The sequence below is a fragment of the Shewanella sp. S1-49-MNA-CIBAN-0167 genome, from assembly GCF_040310145.1.
Classification (GTDB): Bacteria; Pseudomonadota; Gammaproteobacteria; order Enterobacterales; family Shewanellaceae; genus Shewanella; species Shewanella psychromarinicola.
Map to the genome: position 1 here is coordinate 26,584 of NZ_JBEOPO010000039.1, position 19,603 is coordinate 46,186.

Here is a 19,603-nt window from a genome sequence, read left to right on the forward strand (position 1 = left end):
AAGCTATGGGTGTATTATGTCAACGTATGGGTTCAGCGACAACATTGTTGTTAGTAATCAAAACCCAACTGAGCTTTAATCCCATCATTAAACGCGTGTTTTATCGGTTGCACTTCGCTGACGGTGTCGGCTAATTCAATGATGTCACGATGACAAGCGCGGCCAGTAATAATCACATGTTGCATCGCAGGGCGATTTTTTAATGCCGTTAATACCCGCTCAAGCTCGATATAGTGATAACTGACCATGTAAGTCAGCTCATCAAGTAATACCATGTTAATCGATTCATCTTTAAGCAATTTTTCTGCTTCTAGCCAAGCTTCCATTGCCGCTTGGGTGTCTTTTGCTTTGTCTTGGGTGTCCCAGGTGAAACCCGTGCCCATCACATGAAACGGCACCCCTGCGCCTGCTAATAAATTACGTTCGCCACAAGCCCAAGAACCTTTAATAAATTGCACTACCGCCGCTTTATGGCCATGGCCTACAGCACGAGCAACGGAGCCAAAACCTGATGTCGATTTACCTTTTCCGTTACCGGTTAGTACCAGCAAAATACCTTTTTCTTCTTGGGCTGCGGCAATTTTAGCGTCAACACCCACTTTGACTTTCTGTTGGCGGGCTTTATGACGTTCAGCTTTGCTTGCATCAATAGCGCTAGCTTGTTCGTTGTCGTGGTGATCAGTTGTCATGAGATTATTCCTTTCAATGTATTCATATCCAAATGCGCTTCTAATACATCGGCAAGACGATTTAGTTGCTGCTCGCGAATTTGGTTAATATCAATAGCATGGTGACTCGCTAAGCCTGCCCATTGCAAAATAAGTTGGCATGCAGCGGGATGATCGAATAATCCATGCACATAGGTCGCTAAAATTTGTTGGTCATTGCTCACCATGCCATCGAGCTTGGTGATCGGCATTGTCTGCTGTGCATCTTGTTCAATCGATAGCGGCTGCGTTACATCACTTTGAGTGAGTGAAGACTCACCACAATGGATCTCATACCCACTAAACTCTGCCTGCTGGTGTTGTAAGCGTAAGTGACCCCTTACTTGAGTTAAGGTTTTACTAACCGTTAATACGGTAGTAATAGGTAATAAGCCCAATCCTTTGCTGCAACCGGCAATGTCTTCAATGCCTAAAGGGTCATCAATTAGCTCACCGAGCATTTGATAACCGCCACAAATCCCGATGACTTTACCGCCGTAACGTAAATGGGTTTTGAGTTTAATATCCCAACCTTGTTGACGCATAAAAGCCAAATCTGCGCGGACATTTTTACTGCCTGGTAAAATAATGACATCGGCGTTAGGCCATACCGTCGAGCTTGCATCGCTTTGCATAGTCACATAATGAAAATCAATATGCGGGTGTAAACGCAGCGGATCAAAGTCGGTATGATTACTGATCCTTGGATACACTAACACCAATACTGACAAGCGCTGCGTAGTAGGCAATGTTGCCGATAACGGATTTTGGGGACTATCAATTAACGCATCTTCAGCGTCTAAATGTAGGTCGTGTAAATAAGGTAATACGCCTAATACGGGTTTTTGGGTATAGGCTTCAAGCCAATCAATACCCGGTTGCAATAAGCTGATGTCACCGCGAAAACGGTTAATCACAAAGCCTTTTACCCGTGCTTGTTCAGACGGACTTAACAGTGCCAACGTGCCCACCAAATGGGCAAATACGCCGCCTTTATCAATATCGGCAATAATAATCACTGGGCAGTCGGCCACTTCTGCAAAACCCATATTAGCAATATCGCCATCACGTAAATTGATTTCTGCGGGACTGCCCGCCCCTTCTATGACCACCAGCGAGTATTGTTGCTGTAAGCGTCGGTATGATTGCATCACGGCCGCTAAGGCCAAGGTTTTATAACCTCGACTCTCAGGGCCGAAAAAAGCCTTCGCTTCTAATGTGGTTAACGCTTTACCGTGAATAATCACTTGCGCGCCAGTATCAGAGCTGGGTTTTAACAGCACGGGATTAAAATCGGTATGAGGGGGTAATTGACATGCGATGGCTTGCAGTGCTTGAGCGCGACCTATTTCACCCCCATCAATGGTTACCGCACTGTTTAATGCCATATTTTGTGGCTTAAAAGGCGCAACATTGACTCCTTGGCGGGCAAATAAGCGACATAGCCCTGCAACAAGAGTGCTTTTACCGGCATCAGATGTGGTGCCTTGCACCATTAATGCCCCGGACAATAGGTCAGCGGTTGGCAGGGTAAAATGCGGCAATGACATTATGCTTTTAAGGTCAAAGGCAGGCCCGCAACCACCAAAGTGACTTGGTCTGATATTGCCGCTATCGATTGGTTAAGCCAACCGGCTTCATCAACAAAACGGCGATTTAACTCGCCCATGGGAACAATACCCGAGCCCACTTCATTGCTGACTAATACCACTTCACTTTGCAACGCGGGCAGACTGTCGATGAGTAATGATTTTTGAGAAGCCCACGAGGCACCATCATCTAACAATAAATGATTGGTTAATAATAACGTCAAACAATCAAGCAATATCACTTGCTGGGGTTTATCGATTGCCACCAAGGTTTGTGCAATATCGTAAGCTTGTTCATGCAGTGTCCAGCCATGGGCGCTAGACACTCTATATTGCTGATGTTGCTCAATACGCTGCGACATTTCATTGTCTAGCGCCGTTGCCGTGGCTAAATACACGCATTGGTAACCAATAGCAGCGTATTCGGCTACACATTGCTCTGCAAATTGACTCTTACCGCTGCGCGCACCGCCCAACACCAAATGGATCATCAGCTTAATCCCACCGCTAAAATGACAAGATAACAACACACTTCGCTAATTTGCTGTGCTGCGCCTAATGTGTCACCAGTATAGCCTCCAATCTGTTTACGGAAGAATCCGCCTAACAAAATACGCACCAGCCATAAGGTAATAAACAGTACAAATGCCACTAGGCCATTAAGCCATAACAACACAAAAATACCGCTAGCAATTAATATAAGCAAGTCATTGAGCTGCTGATTTTGTGCTACAGGCATTGACTTACTGGTCTGTTCATTTCGGACATATTGTTCACTGAAAATTAAGCTCGCCGACACGACTCGACTTAAGGTGTGACCCACGACAAGTGCGCTGACCGCCGCCAGTGGGCTGTATAAAGCTAACTCTACCAACAATTGCCATTTAAGTAGTAACACCAATCCCAGAGATAATGCCCCATAACTGCCCAAGCGCGAATCTTTCATAATCCGCAGCTTATCTTCAATCGTTCTACCACCACCAAACCCATCGGCGGTGTCGGCTAAACCGTCTTCATGAAATGCGCCAGTGACTAGCACACCCGCCACCATCGCCAGTAAAATAGCGATACTCGCGGGTAAAATGAGTTGTGCTAACCAAAACAACAGCGCACAAATTAAGCCAATCACTAAGCCGACCACACCAAAATATCGGCTGGCCTTGCTCTGCTTATCATTGTCGATAACCACCCAAGGCGGCACCGGGATCCGAGTAAAAAAACTCATTGCCACAAAAAATAGATTCAACTGCCGCAACCACTTTATCTCGCCAGACATCTTGTACCCTTAAACCGCATTATTAACACCAGCACCATAGAAACTGGCCATTTGATTGTAAAAATTCACCGTAGCTTGAATTAACGCCAATGCAGCGCCAGTACCCTCTCCAAGCCTTAATCCCAGCGACAACAATAGTGTAGCTTGTAGCTGTTGTAATAGAAGCTTATTTCCTTGCTCTTGCCACTGATGAGCAAAGACTCAATAATCTCTTGATGGTGGAAATAATGTTACCGCAACTCATGCTGCAGCAGTAGCGATAAAACCATCAATCATCACTCATATTTTTGTTCCCTAGCCACTAAAATCGCCCCAATCATTGACACGATTCTAACGCCAGCTAAAGGGCTAAAATGGCCCATGAACAGACTTACTCATGACGATGTAAGTCTAACGCTTGGTTAATTAATCGGGGGTTAGTGTCCTAGGTTGCATCATCAATTCCCGTGCATCGACCAATACACGGCTCAATACACTGCTCAACACATTACTCAATACATTGCTTAATACACTGCTCAACACATTACTCAATACATTGCTTAATACACTGCTCAACATATTGCTAATACACTGCTTAACACATTACTCAATACACTGCTTAACACATTACTCAATACACTGCTCAACACATTGCTCAATACACTGCTCAACATATTGTTCAACACACAGCACATTACGCAATAATGATATTCAGCATAGCTGACATTACCGCAGTTGCGGCACAAGTATTGCCTATAACCATTTTACCCAAAGCAATGACATTGCAACCAGCACCAACAAGACGTGCACCCGCTGACGAGTATGCTCTACGCCTTAGGCGACTTTTTCAAGCCCATTGCCGGCGCTAAATGTATCGCCTGAGCACCTGCGCCTAAACGTTGAACAATAACATTGGCTTAGCCCGTTAGCGGCTATAATATCGGGCAATCAATTATCTCAAGCTCAAAACCGACTTAACGACACTTGTCAGTCAATAAGATCTGTTAACGGCGTTGACGCAAAATAAACAAGAAAAATACACTGCCCAAAGCGGCAGTGATAATACCGACAGGCAATTCTTGGTTCGATAAAATACATCGCGCTATCACGTCAATCCACACCATAAATAATCCCCCCAACATCGCGGTTAAGATCAGCGGCTGACGTCCGGAAAACAATAGCCTAACCGTGTGCGGGATCATCAACCCCACAAAACCAATGCCCCCACACGTCGCCACCAACATCGCGGTGATCAGTGAACACAGTAACAACATACTTAAACGCAATTTAGCGACATTAATGCCTAAGGTGTGAGCGGTTTCATCACCCGCTTTTAGCGCCATAATTTGCCGTCTAAACGCCAACATAATTAACAAACTAATACCAACCGTCACACTGGGTAATAGTAAATTAGACCAACTGGCTTTGGCAAAACTGCCTAAGCTCCAAAATAACACTGATGCCGCAGCCTGTGGGCTAGAGAAATACAACAGCAAACTAGTTAGTGCGCCGAACAGAAACGAGGTCGCCACACCAGACAACAACATACGTTCAACTTGACTACTTTGACCAGAAGCCGACAATATAAACACAATCAATACCGATAAACTGGCGCCAATAAATGCCCCAATCGGGATGCTTAATGTCGACCAAGACCACCAAGGTTGTGCCGTAAAGCTTGGTTTTATCGACAATGCGCCTGAAAATATCTCCGCAAACAAGCCTGTTTGGCTGAATAATGACACCACCAACACAGCACCAAATGACGCCCCAGAGCTAATGCCAAATAAGTAAGGGTCGGCTAGCGGATTACGGGTCACGGTTTGCAATACGCTGCCCGCGATAGACAAGCCAGCACCAGCCACAAAGGCTAACAAAATCCGCGGCAAGCGTAATTCAAGCACAATACGTTGGCTCAACTCGATAGCATGCTCACTGCCATCAATAGAACTCGGTATGTCACCCCCCCATAAAGTATTGAAAATGATCAATACGTCATTAAGATCAATATTGGCTGCACCAAAACTGGCCGCAAAAATAGGGGTAAGTAGCGTGGCAAATACCAACAAACTGAAACACACATAATACCGACGTTGCGATGCATCAATCATGATCAGAGCATCCTTTCTTGCTTGCCTGGTAACCATAGAAATAACTGATGAGGGGGTTACCATGTTGTGGATGATCATTGACGTGGCAGCAAACGCCAAACACCTCACTAATTTGCCGCTCGGTGAGTACTTCTGTTGGGGTACCTTTAGCAATTAACCGCCCTTGGTCGAGTAGCAGTAATTTATCGCACATCGCACTGGCTAAATTCAGGTCATGTATAGAAGCAATGACACTGATCCCTAGTGATACGACGAGTTCAAGGATTTGAATTTGATAACGAATATCTAAATGATTGGTAGGTTCATCTAATATAAGAATATGTGGCTGTTGCACAATGGCTCGGGCAATTAGTGCACGTTGTTTTTCACCACCAGATAATAGCTCATACTGTTGCTGCGCTTTTTGCTGCAATCCCACTTTGGTTAATGCACTTAAAATACGTTCTCGGTCTTGCGCTGTGTTGGGGTCAAACAAGTTTTTATGCGGTGTTAGCCCCATTGTCACTAACTGCTCAGTAGTCATATCAAAATAATGCGGGGTATCTTGTTGCACCACAGCAATACTCTGCGCTAACGATTTAGAGGAAAAACCACTGATGGGTTTGGAAAAAATTTCAATATCGCCGCTAGTTGGCTCAATATAACGATACAAGCAACGTAACAGACTCGACTTACCCGCACCATTGGGGCCAATGAGCCCTAGCATTTGGCCTCTAGGCAAACTGAAATCAATATCAGCTAGAATGGTTTTATTATCGACTTGCCAAAAGAGATGATTGACATCCAATACTGATTCAGACATGTAAATGACCTCGCCATGTCCAATTAATTAACACATACATCTATTTAAAAACTCCCCTAAGTCACCCGCTTAGGCATGGATATTGAGGCAATTCAAAGCTGGTATCTGACTTATGCACCAATGGTTAATTGGTCCATCTACAGTTGCGGGTACAGTTTGGGCTTATCCCAATTCCCAATACCTTGAAAGGCACTATGATTATGGCGCTATGGTTCTGATGAGTCGATTATAACGCTATGAATATAAAACTATGATTATAACAATATGATTATTAAGCTATTAATATAACGTTATGGTGATAATTCTATGACTATCAATATGACGCGTTAAGCCTATGTAATGCTCACTTTAGCTACCTTGCTATCCATTACAACAGATTGAAAACAGTCAAGCTTATCAATATCGTCAAGCCAATAGACATCAAGCCAATAGACATCAAGCCAATAGACATCAAGCCAATAGATATCGAGCACCATAATAGCAGCATAGGGGATCGCTAGGTTAGCGAATAATCCGCTACATTGGCCAGCCTTAAGCACATATTCCATTAAGCAGCGCATCATGCCACCGTGAGTCACCAATAACGCACCGGGGCAATTGCCAACGTGAGCAGCTTATTTCATCTCAAACGGGTCATTTGTTTGACTAACAAGGCGCATTGACCCGTCAATAGCGAGCCTATTGCAAGTTAATGCAACGCAGTTAGCGGGATAAAGGTCTGTTGGATAAGCCGTTATCTCCTGCGCTGAGGTTAACGAGTACGGCTATGTTACCAAGACCACCACAGAAGATGGCAATCTCGTTTATGCAGGAGTAATTAACGACCTTGAACGCAGTCACTTCTCGACATGCTGGCTCCTGCATGTCGAGGTCGTTTGGGTATCTGACCACTGCCATTACAAGATAATGGCAGTAATTTACTCCCTCTCGCTAAATTTTTTGATGTTTCTTCACCAAGCCAAAGTCAGCCAAAATCGCGTAGGCACAAGGAATAATAAATAACACCATCAAGGTAGAGGCAAAGATCCCGAATACGATTGAGACAACCAAGGGCTGTACTACTTGCGCCTGAAGACTCGTTTCGAGCAATAGGGGTAACAGACCTGCTGCCGTCGTCAGCGACGTTAAAAATACCGCCCTAAATCGTTCCCGACTGGCACTTACAACGGCTTCATGAACGCTATCACCTTCATCGACATGATGACGTATATATTGCACCAGCAAGATAGAGTCATTGACGACTATGCCTGCAAGGGAGATAAAGCCCATAATCGATGGCATAGATAGGTTATAGCCAAGTAGCACATGCCCCCAAAGCACGCCTATCAAAGACAAGGGTATTGCCAACATCACCACCACAGGCTCGAGGTAACTCCTGAATTGAAAACTGAGTATGACAAAAAGTCCAAATATTCCGATAAGGAATCCCTTACCAAGAGAGGCGCCCGTCTTCGCAGTCTCTTTTGCCGAGCCTTCGAAGTCGACCTTAACCCCAGGATAATCTTCAGTGGCTTGCGGCAGCCAATCGGATTTTATCTTAGCTAATGTTTCGGTGGAATTACCCTTGCGGTTGTCAACATCGGCCATCACGGTAACCGAACGTTGGCTATTGATCCGCTGAATACGGACATAAGATCGTTGATGCTCTAATTTGGCGATCGCCGACAGAGGCAACTGCTCCCCATTGGCTAACATAATGGGAAAGTTAGCCAATGCATGAAGATCGCCTGCTTGCTCCTTATTCAGCCTAACTTCAATTTCGATATTCTCGGGCCCAATTTGGATCTCATCGGCCCGTTGGCCAAAGAAAGCACTGCGCAGTTGATTGGCGACCAACTGACCATCGATGCCGAAGACTTCCGCTCCGGGCCTCAGACTGACCTTAATTTCCTCTTTCCCCGGACGCATATCATCGAGAATACCGTTGATACCATCGAACCTGACAAGATAAGATTGCAGCGACACCGAGGCCTGCTTTAGCATATCCAGATCATCACCTAGCAGGCGAACCTCGATATCACGACCCGCAGGCCCCATCGTTGGCTGCTTAAAGACCATAGACAAGGGGGCTGCCAGCTCAACCGTACCGTCGCGCCAATCTTCGATAAAATCTTCTATTAGCGTATTTCGAGTTTCGGCCGACAAGAGATCTAACCTAACCGTCGCCACATGAGGCCCTTTCTCGCCCGCATCGGCATTAAAATTAAACTGTGCGGTAATATCTTCAATAAGCTCAACGCCCTCTTCCACGTCTTGGGTATAGCGAGCAGCCGTCTCTTTAGCACTGAGGATCACTTGTTCGACAACCTCCTGAGTCGAACTCAATGGGCTGCCAGGTGGCAGGATAATTCTCACTTCGGCGATATCACCATCAAGTTCCGGAAAGGGCAAGAATTTCAACACGCCACCGGCAACCAGCGCCACAGATGAGAGCAAGATACCTAAGGTTATGCCAACGCTGGCGTAGCGCCAATGCACCACAAACCTAACCGCATTAACGAGTGTCGTATTACGAAACGTTTCGAATGCGGCTAAGAAATCTCGCTTAAATTTAAGCTCAGGCCTAGGCGCTTTCTTGGGGACATGGCTTAATGAATGGTTTAAATGGTTGGGCAAGATTAAAAATGCCTCAATCAAACTGATACTGAGCACCATAATCAGCACCGTCGGGATAGCTGAGAGTACGGCGCCCATCTGACCATCGAGCCCAAGTAAGCTACTGAAGATTAAAATGGTGGTTAGAAATGAGGAGACCACTCCTGGGGCAACCTTTTTAACCCCTTGAACCACGGCATCATGTGGCGCTAAGCCCCGGTCGACATGGGAGGCGATAGACTCGGCGATAACGATGGCATCATCCATCATGATCCCGATGGCCATAAGCAAACCGACTAAACTCATGATGTTAATAGAGACGCCAAAGAGACTCATCAAATAGATGCCGCCTAAAAAGGCAACCGGAAGACCTGCCGATACCCAAAAAGAGTAACGCAAAGAGAAAAATAACCACATGCTAAAGAAGACTAGGATGATCCCTTGCCAGCCATTGGTTAACATCATATCCAGACGATCTTTAAGCAGCGACGAGAGATCGTTGGTCAAGGTCAAATTCACGCCATCGGGCACACGTAAACGCTCTTGCTCGATAAAACGGCTTACTTTCTGTTTTATTCTTAAGGCATCATCGGCTTTGTTCTTCTTCACCTTGAGTATGGCGGCGTGCTGCCCGTTGAAAAAGATGTGCTCTTCATCGAGTTCAAATCGGTCAGTCACGGTGGCAATATCGCCGAGTCGGACCACGCTGCCGTCGCTGGTAGAGGCCACGATGGTTTGCTTTAACGCCGCTGGCGTGACTTTGCGCTCATCGAATCTCAGCAGCAGATTTTTATCTGTTAACTCAATATTACCGGCAGGGATCTTCACATTTTGCCGACCCACTTCATCGGCAATGTCGGTTGCAGTCAGCCCCAAACGGCGCATATCGATTTGATTAAGCTCAACCCGCAGTTGATGATCGGAAAAGCCAACAACGGATACCAGACTCACTCCGGCATCGATTTTCAAGCGACGTTTGAGATCCTCGGCATAATGCTTCAGATGGGGCCAGCTGGCATCGGCCGAAATAGCGATATCAACAACAGGTTCGGCCCAATCGAGCTCTTTAACGATCGGCGGTTCAATTTGTGATGGAAAGTTTTTAATCCCATTGATCTGGGTTTGCACATCCACAATAGCGCGCCCAATATCGGCTTTGCCGTCCAGCTTGATAGTCATGGACGCGACGCCTTCTTGTGCGTCACATTTTACTTCTTCGACATTGCCTAGCCCATCGACCGCATCTTCCATACGCAGACATAGACTTTCTTCCACTTCTATCGGCGACGCGCCGGGATAAACCACGGTAGCGGTAACATAGGGAGGCGCAAACTCTGGAAAAGTCTCACGTTTTATTGATCCCAAACTCAATAATCCGAGCAAGAGTAGGCTGAGCATCAACAAATTAGCTAAGGTCGGATGACGGGTGATATAAGCGATCACTGACCGGCCTCCTCTCGGTTCACCTGAGATTGCTCAGCAGCATTAACGTCGAGGTCTGATGAGATATCTCTTAAAGACATGCCTGGGATAGCGGGAATAAGATCGTTGAGCACAATGTTATCACCAACGATAACGTCTGCTTTAATCGCCACTTGATCTTGATTACGGAACAAAATGGTCACCGGTTTTATCATCAGTTTATTATCCGAGCTCATCAGATATAGCTTGTCACCGTGAAGCGCCTTCTCGGGGACGATAAAATGTGGCTTTGCCTGGCCGTATATCCGCGCTGAAACAAACATTCCCTTGGTCAAAGGAGGCCGACTGAATGGCTTAAGCTGACGAATATCCTGCTCAACCTCAAGATATAAGCCGATGGTAGCCTGATTCGGATTAACCGTTTCAGCCACCCGGGTGACTTTAGCTGGCCAAGTAAAACGATTGCTTCCTACCTGAAACTCTACATCGGCTTGTAATGCTAAGAGCTCAAAAGAAGGTAGACTATTTTGTTCAGGGATCATTTCAATACTGCTGACTAAAGTGCGCATGTCCTGCAGCGATATTTCAGCCATTATCTCCGCAGTACCGAGTTGGTGAGCGATCAACATAGTTGAGCCCATGGCAACCACCTGATCTTGCTCAATGTTGATATCGGCCACTCTGGCATCGAAAGGCAGCACAACCTTGGTTTGTTTCAGTCTTCTGCGGGCATCTTCTAACTGTGCAACATCGACGCTTTGCTGTGCTTGGCTCACTTTTCTATCGTCGGGAAGGAGCTTAATTGAGTTTTGCAGATCTTCTACCAACTTGGTTTGTACCAACAAGGACTGATGCTGACTTTCAAGTTCAGAAATCGACACCAAATTACGCTTTTTGAGGGTGAGCTTACGTTGATATTCCTGCTTAGCCAGATCCAGTTTCTGGTTCTCTATCTGCAGGCTGGTATTGAGGTTTCGCTCCTGCTGATCGAGCCTTGTCAGTTGTGCCGACGTAGCATTGAGACTCGCTTGTGCCTGTGCCAGCTTCAACTCATATTCCAGAGGGTCTATCTCTAGCACCAAGGTATCCTTTGGTAACATTCGGCCCGTTTCAAGCTGAGGGTGGCGGTAGATAACTTTGCCACTCACTTCGGCGACGGCTTGCCATATATGCTTAGGTGTCACGCGACCAAACCCCTGTATTCTTGGGGCCAGCAAGGTTTTGTCCAGGGTGAGAATGTCAACCGCCCTGGCTTTATCATAACTCTGGACAACCGAGGGTGATGGTTTTAGGGCTATAGCTAAAAATAATATCAGCATTCCGCCTAGGACACCGGGGAGCAGAAAACGTTTCTTATTACTGGTCATTATTTTTGTCCTTTGTCGGCATCAAGCCTCTTGCAAGCAGATTGGTATTTTGCTGTGCAAGTTTCATTAAAAATTCTGGGGTGATTTGTATACCGAGTCGACTCAAGAACCCTTCGGGCACAATAAATGGAAAGATCATCATCGAAAAAAAACTCAGTTGAGCGCAATGGATATCAACATCATCGTGCAACAGTCCCTTAGCTTCGAGTTTATCAAACATCATGATGTCATCCACATTGACAATTTCGTTAAACACCTTGGTTATCTCTTTATTTTCGGGAATACTTTGATCTAGGCCTGCCAGACGGAAAATTAATCTTGGGAAATGGGGATGCGCTGACATCACTTGATAGTAGGTCTGCATCAAGCTTGCCGGGCCATGGGCTTGTTTTTCTTTATTCACCTTGTAGAGCTCTTGTTTCACTGGCGCCGCAGTCTCTCGCAACATCGCGATAAACAGATTTTGTTTAGAGCCAAAGTAATAGCGAATAAGCCCAGGATCAGTGCCTGCAAGCGCCGCGACATCACGAACGGTAACCTGAGAGTAGTCACGTTCGACAAAAAGAGATCTTGCCGCCTGAATAAGCTTATCGCGATTTTGGGTCTCTCCACTGGGGCGTCCCACTTTATTCTTGCTATCAGGCATACAGAATTCCTCAGTTAAAGAATTATTTTAAGAGCAGAGCACATTAATTGGCAGTGAAATAATTCCACAAAATCAGCGATAACGAAGAATACAGCTATTAACAAGTTGTTAAATATGAATAAAAAACTATAACAGCATGAGTATAACCCTTTATGTTTAGCGGGGAGGTGATTTGGTTAATGCTTTAGAACCTTTGTATAACCATGTAGGGTTTTTATCTCAGTTTTTTATCTAGTGCCTTCTGGCAGAAGACGGTATCTGTCATTAAACGTTTCTCCCTATGCTGCAATATTGGCTACATCGTAGACTTTGCCGCTTTCCAAGCTTGTGATAAAAATTGGCAATATGTTGCTGAAACAGCTTGAGTTACGCCCTATAACTCAACTCGGTTTTAAAGCCATAGTATGTTGTCATTTGGATGCTCAAGTGTTCGGCCTCATTGGGCTTGTCATCCTCAACCTGTTTGACGACAAGCAGCCTGAAGCAATCGAATAAGATAATAAACATATATTGATAATAAATTTCTATTAAACATAGGCTTAGATCAATAAAAAACACCTACTATTATGTTGATTGGTTGAACATTTCTGCGGCTAACTGACGTCCCCCATCGCTTAACCCAAGTAGAAGTTAAATCAGCCTTGCTCTGGCGGTGAAAACTCGCGTAGTATAGACGTCTATACGTTTATATGTCCAAAAGGCTATCTTAAAAGGTAATCATTTAGAAGATGCGCATTGTAAGCAGCAATTGTAATCAACAGTTGTACACAGAAATGATGTTATCGCCCTATTATTGTAAAAATAAGGGTATGCTTATCTCAATCAAGGTATCAAGCAACATAGTGATAAAAAGGTAACTGTTATGGCTAAATCGACTTCTTACAGTCAAACACTTGAACAACTTAATGCATTGTTAGCGCAGCGAATTGTGATTTTAGATGGCGCCATGGGCACCATGATCCAAGACCATAAGTTGGAAGAAGAAGATTATCGTGGTGAGCGCTTTAAAGATTGGCATTGCGATGTTAAAGGCAACAATGACTTATTAGTACTCAGCCAAGCGCAAATCATTAAAGATATTCATACTCAGTACCTATTGAACGGTGCCGACATTATTGAAACCAATACCTTTAACGCTACCACCATTGCTATGGCCGACTACGACATGCAGTCACTGGCCGCCGAAATTAACTTAGCCGGTGCCAGAATTGCCCGCCAAGCTGCCGACGAAGTAGCTGCGCAAACAGGCTTGCCACGTTACGTTGCCGGCGTATTAGGGCCAACTAACCGCACCTGTTCTATCAGCCCAGACGTGAACGACCCAGGGTTTCGTAATGTCAGCTTTGATCAACTCGTCGAAGCCTATGTCGAATCGACCAGCGCCTTAATCGAAGGCGGCGCCGATATCATTATGGTTGAAACCATTTTTGATACCTTAAACGCCAAAGCCGCCCTATTTGCGATTGAAAAAGTATTTGATCAACTTGGCGATCGCTTACCCGTTATGATCTCCGGCACCATCACCGACGCATCGGGCCGCACCTTAACCGGCCAAACTACCGAAGCGTTTTATAACTCACTGCGCCACATTAAGCCGTTATCCATTGGCCTTAACTGCGCCCTTGGGCCAAAAGAGCTGCGTCCTTACGTTGAAGAATTGTCACGTATTGCCGAGTGTTATGTTTCCGCCCATCCAAATGCGGGCTTACCCAACGAGTTTGGCGGCTACGATGAAACCCCAGAAGAGATGGCTGAAGTCATCAACCAATGGGCCCAAGAAGGCATGCTCAATATTGTCGGCGGTTGTTGCGGTAGCACCCCCGCCCACATTAATGCCATTCGTGAAGCAGTACTCAGACATGAACCAAGACACATTCCAGACATTCCTGTGGCGTGTCGGTTGTCGGGGTTAGAGCCACTGACCATCGATAAAAACTCGCTATTCGTCAACGTCGGCGAGCGCGCCAACGTGACAGGCTCAGCCAAGTTTTTACGCTTAATTAAGCAAGAAAAGTTTGAAGAAGCCCTCGATGTGGTGCGCGAGCAAGTCGAAAACGGCGCCCAAATTATCGACGTCAACATGGACGAAGGCATGCTCGATGGCGTGGCTTCCATGGCGAAGTTTTTAAACTTAATTGCCTCTGAGCCAGATATCTCCCGCGTGCCGATCATGATCGACTCGTCTAAATGGGAAGTGATTGAAGCGGGCCTTAAATGCGTCCAAGGCAAGTCCATTGTTAACTCGATTTCGATGAAAGAAGGTGAAGCCAAATTTATCGAGCAAGCCACCTTAGTGAAACGCTATGGCGCCGCCGCCATTATAATGGCCTTTGACGAAGACGGCCAAGCCGACACGCGTGAACGTAAAACCCAAATCTGTACCCGTGCTTACCGTATTTTGGTTGATGTGGTCGGCTTTCCACCAGAAGATATTATTTTCGACCCCAACATCTTCGCCATTGCCACCGGTATTGATGAACACGACAACTATGCTGTCGACTTTATCGAAGCCATTAAAGACATCAAAACCACCTTGCCACATGCAATGATCTCCGGTGGTGTGTCTAACGTGTCATTCTCGTTTAGGGGTAACAACCCAGTACGTGAAGCGATTCATGCGGTATTTTTATACCATGCTATTCAAGCCGGCATGGACATGGGCATTGTCAACGCGGGTCAGTTAACCATATACGATGATATAGATCCCGAGCTTAAAAAACGGGTTGAAAACGTAGTACAAAACTTACCTTGCCCGGTTGCCGACTCAAGCAACACCGAACAGCTACTCGACATCGCCGAAACCTTTCGCGGCGATGGCTCCCAAGTGGCCAAAAAAGAAGATTTAGCCTGGCGTAGCTGGCCGGTGTCCAAGCGGTTGTCGCACGCCTTGGTCAAAGGCATTACTGAATTTATTGACCAAGACACCGAGGCTGCACGCCAAGAAGCCACCCGCCCACTTGATGTGATAGAAGGGGCATTAATGGACGGCATGAACGTAGTCGGTGACTTATTTGGCGCGGGCAAAATGTTCTTACCGCAAGTGGTTAAATCGGCTCGAGTGATGAAAAAAGCCGTTGCTTACCTTAATCCTTATATCGAACTAGAGAAGGTTGCGGGTCAGTCAAACGGACGAATTTTAATGGTCACCGTAAAAGGTGATGTGCACGACATCGGTAAAAATATCGTCGGCGTCGTGCTCGCTTGTAACGGCTACGAAGTGGTCGATCTTGGGGTGATGGTATCGGTTGATAAAATTCTCGATGCCGTTAAAGAGCATAATATCGACATCATCGGCATGTCAGGGCTCATTACCCCAAGCCTTGATGAAATGGTCCACAACGTGAAAACCTTCCACCGTGAAGGCTTAACCATTCCGGCCATTATCGGCGGGGCGACTTGCTCTAAAATTCATACGGCTGTGAAAATAGCGCCGCATTATCCACACGGCGCCATTTATATTGCCGATGCATCCCGCGCCGTGCCTATGGTGTCGAAACTGATTAACAATACCACCCGCCAAGCCACCATCGACGAAGCCTATGCTGAATACGACATGATGCGTGAAAAACGCTTATCGCAAACCAAGCGTAAAACCTTAGTGTCGATTGAAGCGGCGCGTGAAAACCGTTGCCAACATGACTGGGAAAACTACCGCCCATTTACGCCTAACGTGTTAGGTCGCCAAGTATTTGATGACTACCCGCTAGATGATTTAGTTGAACGTATTGACTGGACACCGTTCTTTAGAAGCTGGGAACTGCACGGTCATTACCCTGAAATTTTAAAAGACAAAGTGGTCGGTGAAGAAGCGGTTAAATTATTCGCCGATGGCCAAGCCATGCTGAAGCAAATTATTGCTGAAAAGTGGCTTACCGCCAAAGCCGTCATCGGTTTATTCCCAGCCAATACCGTTAATCACGACGACATTGAACTGTATACCGATGACACTCGCACCACATTGGAAATGACCACCCATCATCTGCGCATGCAACTTGAACGCGTGGGTAACGACAACTTCTGTTTATCAGACTTTGTGGCACCTAAAGACAGCGGCGTTGCCGATTACATGGGCGGGTTTGCGGTGACAACAGGTCACGGTATTGATCAACATGTAGCCCGTTTTGAAGCCAACCATGATGACTACAATGCGATTATGCTCAAATGTTTAGCCGACCGTTTAGCCGAAGCCTTGGCCGAGCGTATGCACGAGCGCGTCCGTAAAGAGTTTTGGGGGTATGCCGCCGATGAAATACTCGATAACGAAGCGTTAATTCGCGAACGTTATAAAGGTATTCGTCCAGCACCAGGTTACCCAGCGTGTCCGGATCATACTGAAAAAGGTTTGTTGTGGGATTTACTCAAACCCGATGAAACGATTGATTTAAACATTACCGAAAGCTTCGCCATGTACCCAACCGCTGCAGTGTCTGGCTGGTACTTTGCCCACCCAAAATCACGCTATTTTGGCGTGACCAATATTGGTAAAGATCAAGTTGAAGATTATGCTAAACGTAAGGGCATGACCTTAGCAGAGACAGAGCGATGGTTGTCACCGATATTGGACTATGACCCAGAATAGAGAGTGATCCTGAGCAGAGAGTGACCCAGAGTAGAGAGTGACCCAGAGTAGAGAGTGCTCCCGAATAAAGAGTAACCTTGAGTAATCGCGGTTACTCTTTTTTATGTCCAAACTTCGTTTGGATATAGGTCGAAAGGTTTATAAGTAAACTGTTTTGTTATATTTAGCTTTAACCCAATTTGCAACTAAAGTCGCTAATGCACCACCTAAACTATGACCAACACAATGGATAATACCTGTACTCTTTAACACTTCAGGTTTATCTAAATAGTCAGCTAACCCATCTCTAAAAGATTCAAATGTTGTTTGAAAACCTGTATGAACTAAGCTACCCGCATCATTACTTTTTGAATGAGCAGTAATATCGGTTACCGCATCAGCTAAAGTATTTGTACCCCGTATTGCAATCACGTGATCGCCCTTATGTTGCTGACTATGTCCTTGGCCAATGAGCAAAAAGCCTGTCGTTTCGCACCAAAAGAAACCACCAGAAGTCCCCTGTTGGACATCTTCTGCGTTGAACTTAAAGTGTTGTTTTACCTTATTATGGATAGGTAATCTTTTGGGTTTTTTTTCAATTTGGTAAGATAGCAATGCGATTCTAGCTGCAACATTAGGGGATATAACACTCATTATTTCATCCTTAAAATAAACTTTTAAATATTTTTTATCTAATTAATTTTTTAAATCATTAAAATTTGTAACAACATCCATAGATTCACCGTAATAAGTCGTAATTAATTCATCTTCCCAGTAACATATTGAAATTATAGGATGATCACGTATTAAACCAAACTGCGTTAAATCAACTTCATATTGTAATTCTTTATTTTGTAAGTCTGCATTTAACTGCAGCAAAAATTTGTTTAAATAAGGAACAGAAATCCAATTCTTACTGATCAACCAAAGCCAGTAATACTTATCTTCACCATCTTTTATCTCATCAGGTTCTTTCTTAATATAAATTTCCTGCCTAAGACGTGCATCTTGCCCAAAAATATTACCGGGGGCATTTGACTTAACTTTAACTTCTTTAAATGAAAACTCACCATTTGTATCGGTTAATGCATAGTCAATAATAGGGTCACCCTTGTCATAACCACCATATGACAGTTCTCTAACAACTTCCGCCCCCGAAATTGGAATGCCATTATTGGTGATTCGCCCTTGTACAGGAGCCGATAATTCAACTTCATATCGCTTCAAAAATCCAAACACTGCATCATCTCCTTCGGGGTAAGCATATGAAAAAAAATAATCACAAATAGAAATAATGAAACCGTAAGCAATAAAAGGTAACGATATTTATCAAGAATACTATTTAACACCCTCTCCCCCAACTCATTGATATAGATAAAAAATAAAAGCTACAGATTCATGGTTAAAAAGAGACGTAACATAGTGCTTTTAATACTCATTAACAGCCTAATTTTAGCCAAAAAAAACTCTTTATCTATAGCCCTAAAGAGTGTCAAAAAGGCACTAAAAACATTAATTGTGATAGTTTTATCTTTGCCTCTAGAACCAACAATATTGAATCCATACGCAAAAAACACTTACTTCAACGACTCTACCCATTGGTTGGATGATGAAATTAGACCAGACCAGAACACCTCAATCAAACATACACTTTTCATCATTACACCTTTAAAGTAGCTATTTATGATGATAGACCCTCTTAACAAATCACTCTACAATAACTTCAGTAAGTTAATCATATCAACATCAAAACAAGGCGTTACCTCATCAATGAGCTACATAGCATATATTAGTTTGTTTCTCGTTCTGTCTGTCACTTCGGCCAACTACTTTTTGGAGGGAGCAATATTTCGCATGTTTAAAAAAGTCGATGTCGAAGTGTTTCCTGAAGTGATTGGTAGCCTAACCAATGAGGGAGAACCTCTAGCCGATATTAAGCTAAAAAGAGGTTACCAATACTCTGGTGTTATGGAAGAAATTGAGTGGGACTACACCACTACTGATGATGAAGGCAAATTTAGCTTTCCTGAAATCATTCACAGAACAAGTCACCCTAATAAACCGTTTGCTGAAACGCGCGTTGCGCAAGCAATTAAAGTCGCAGAGGGAGTTTATACAGACACTTTTCTTTGGTCTGCTGTAACTAAAGGTGAAAAACATCTTTCCCTATTAGCTGAAAGATTGGCGCAATTACATTGCAACCTCGCCAATGAAGAGATTAGACAAGAGATAATAGAAGAAGAAATTAGCAATGGAGTTTCACGACTACAGGTGTTTAGTATTTGCCGCTGGCCAGAACTACAACTATTGGAAGTACAGAAAAGAGAAAAATACGGATGATATTCAGACTGGCCAATCTAGATGAATTTTTGCTGATGGGATATCTAGTCAATAAGCAATAACGAATGTGTACCTATTGGCCCAATCGAACATACCCTTTTCATCATTACACCATAAAAAATAGTCCTTTATAAGTATGCGTCCGGGCAAGTACGTCTTCAACTGCGCTCATTGAGCCTTTATCTTAACGACTGATTATGACATCAGGAGT

General features: G+C 44.7%; 15 protein-coding genes, 1 pseudogene and 1 riboswitch. Of the genes and pseudogenes, 2 read left to right on the forward strand and 14 right to left on the reverse strand.

Translation table 11 applies throughout. The features are described 5' to 3' along the window. Positions 1-50 precede the first annotated feature (50 nt). The 12 genes and pseudogenes from cobO to AAEZ00_RS16840 form a co-directional block, all read right to left on the reverse strand. Complete coding sequence (gene cobO / locus AAEZ00_RS16785; RefSeq protein ID WP_124013691.1) at positions 51-689, reverse strand: cob(I)yrinic acid a,c-diamide adenosyltransferase; 639 nt, start codon at positions 687-689, stop codon at positions 51-53. Continuing rightward, entirely contained in the window at positions 686-2,257 is a 1,572-nt protein-coding gene (locus AAEZ00_RS16790; RefSeq protein WP_124013690.1) for a cobyric acid synthase, read from the reverse strand. Before AAEZ00_RS16790 ends, cobO begins: the two co-directional genes overlap by 4 nt. Further along, a complete protein-coding gene (gene cobU / locus AAEZ00_RS16795) occupies positions 2,257-2,787 on the reverse strand; it encodes a bifunctional adenosylcobinamide kinase/adenosylcobinamide-phosphate guanylyltransferase (protein ID WP_124013689.1) in 531 nt (176 codons plus the stop codon). Before cobU ends, AAEZ00_RS16790 begins: the two co-directional genes overlap by 1 nt. Further along, positions 2,787-3,572, reverse strand: a complete 786-nt coding sequence (locus tag AAEZ00_RS16800; RefSeq protein ID WP_101032618.1) for an adenosylcobinamide-GDP ribazoletransferase — start codon at positions 3,570-3,572, stop codon at positions 2,787-2,789. The genes cobU and AAEZ00_RS16800 overlap by 1 nt, the downstream gene beginning before the upstream one ends. 9 nt (positions 3,573-3,581) lie before the next feature. Then, positions 3,582-3,916: pseudogene (locus tag AAEZ00_RS16805) on the reverse strand (nicotinate-nucleotide--dimethylbenzimidazole phosphoribosyltransferase); the annotation flags it as partial. A 329-nt stretch (positions 3,917-4,245) separates the two neighbouring features. Next, positions 4,246-4,314: a hypothetical protein gene (locus AAEZ00_RS16810; protein WP_233768685.1), complete on the reverse strand. Its 69-nt coding sequence runs from the start codon at positions 4,312-4,314 to the stop codon at positions 4,246-4,248. Positions 4,315-4,555: 241 nt separating this feature from the next. Next, on the reverse strand, positions 4,556-5,662 hold the full coding sequence (locus AAEZ00_RS16815; RefSeq protein ID WP_335688498.1) for a FecCD family ABC transporter permease: 1,107 nt from the start codon (positions 5,660-5,662) through the stop codon (positions 4,556-4,558). Further along, entirely contained in the window at positions 5,655-6,464 is an 810-nt protein-coding gene (locus AAEZ00_RS16820; protein WP_124013687.1) for an ABC transporter ATP-binding protein, read from the reverse strand. The genes AAEZ00_RS16815 and AAEZ00_RS16820 overlap by 8 nt, the downstream gene beginning before the upstream one ends. Positions 6,465-6,543: 79 nt before the next feature. Further along, a riboswitch (cobalamin riboswitch) is annotated at positions 6,544-6,664 on the reverse strand. A gap of 132 nt (positions 6,665-6,796) precedes the next feature. Next, on the reverse strand, positions 6,797-7,045 hold the full coding sequence (locus AAEZ00_RS16825) for a hypothetical protein (protein ID WP_351089176.1): 249 nt from the start codon (positions 7,043-7,045) through the stop codon (positions 6,797-6,799). Positions 7,046-7,394: 349 nt separating this feature from the next. Next, positions 7,395-10,502 carry an efflux RND transporter permease subunit gene (locus tag AAEZ00_RS16830; RefSeq protein ID WP_351077993.1) on the reverse strand — a complete coding sequence of 1,036 codons (3,108 nt, stop codon included), beginning with the start codon at positions 10,500-10,502 and terminating at the stop codon, positions 7,395-7,397. Beyond that, complete coding sequence (locus tag AAEZ00_RS16835) at positions 10,499-11,848, reverse strand: efflux RND transporter periplasmic adaptor subunit (RefSeq protein WP_351077990.1); 1,350 nt, start codon at positions 11,846-11,848, stop codon at positions 10,499-10,501. Before AAEZ00_RS16835 ends, AAEZ00_RS16830 begins: the two co-directional genes overlap by 4 nt. Continuing rightward, positions 11,838-12,494: a TetR/AcrR family transcriptional regulator gene (locus tag AAEZ00_RS16840; RefSeq protein ID WP_124013684.1), complete on the reverse strand. Its 657-nt coding sequence runs from the start codon at positions 12,492-12,494 to the stop codon at positions 11,838-11,840. Before AAEZ00_RS16840 ends, AAEZ00_RS16835 begins: the two co-directional genes overlap by 11 nt. 862 nt (positions 12,495-13,356) lie before the next feature. Here AAEZ00_RS16840 and metH point away from each other — a divergent pair. Beyond that, positions 13,357-17,073 carry a methionine synthase gene (gene metH / locus AAEZ00_RS16845; RefSeq protein WP_351077986.1) on the forward strand — a complete coding sequence of 1,239 codons (3,717 nt, stop codon included), beginning with the start codon at positions 13,357-13,359 and terminating at the stop codon, positions 17,071-17,073. A gap of 138 nt (positions 17,074-17,211) precedes the next feature. Here the strand turns inward: metH and AAEZ00_RS16850 are convergent, their stop codons facing one another. Then, positions 17,212-17,706, reverse strand: coding sequence for a lipase family protein (locus AAEZ00_RS16850; RefSeq protein WP_351089178.1), 495 nt, complete (start codon positions 17,704-17,706; stop codon positions 17,212-17,214). Between the two features lie 42 nt (positions 17,707-17,748). Further along, positions 17,749-18,291: a DUF6795 domain-containing protein gene (locus tag AAEZ00_RS16855; RefSeq protein ID WP_351079402.1), complete on the reverse strand. Its 543-nt coding sequence runs from the start codon at positions 18,289-18,291 to the stop codon at positions 17,749-17,751. Positions 18,292-18,735: 444 nt separating this feature from the next. Between AAEZ00_RS16855 and AAEZ00_RS16860 the strand changes: the two genes are divergently transcribed. Continuing rightward, on the forward strand, positions 18,736-19,392 hold the full coding sequence (locus tag AAEZ00_RS16860) for a DUF6795 domain-containing protein (RefSeq protein WP_351079399.1): 657 nt from the start codon (positions 18,736-18,738) through the stop codon (positions 19,390-19,392). The last annotated feature ends 211 nt before the right edge of the window (positions 19,393-19,603 follow it).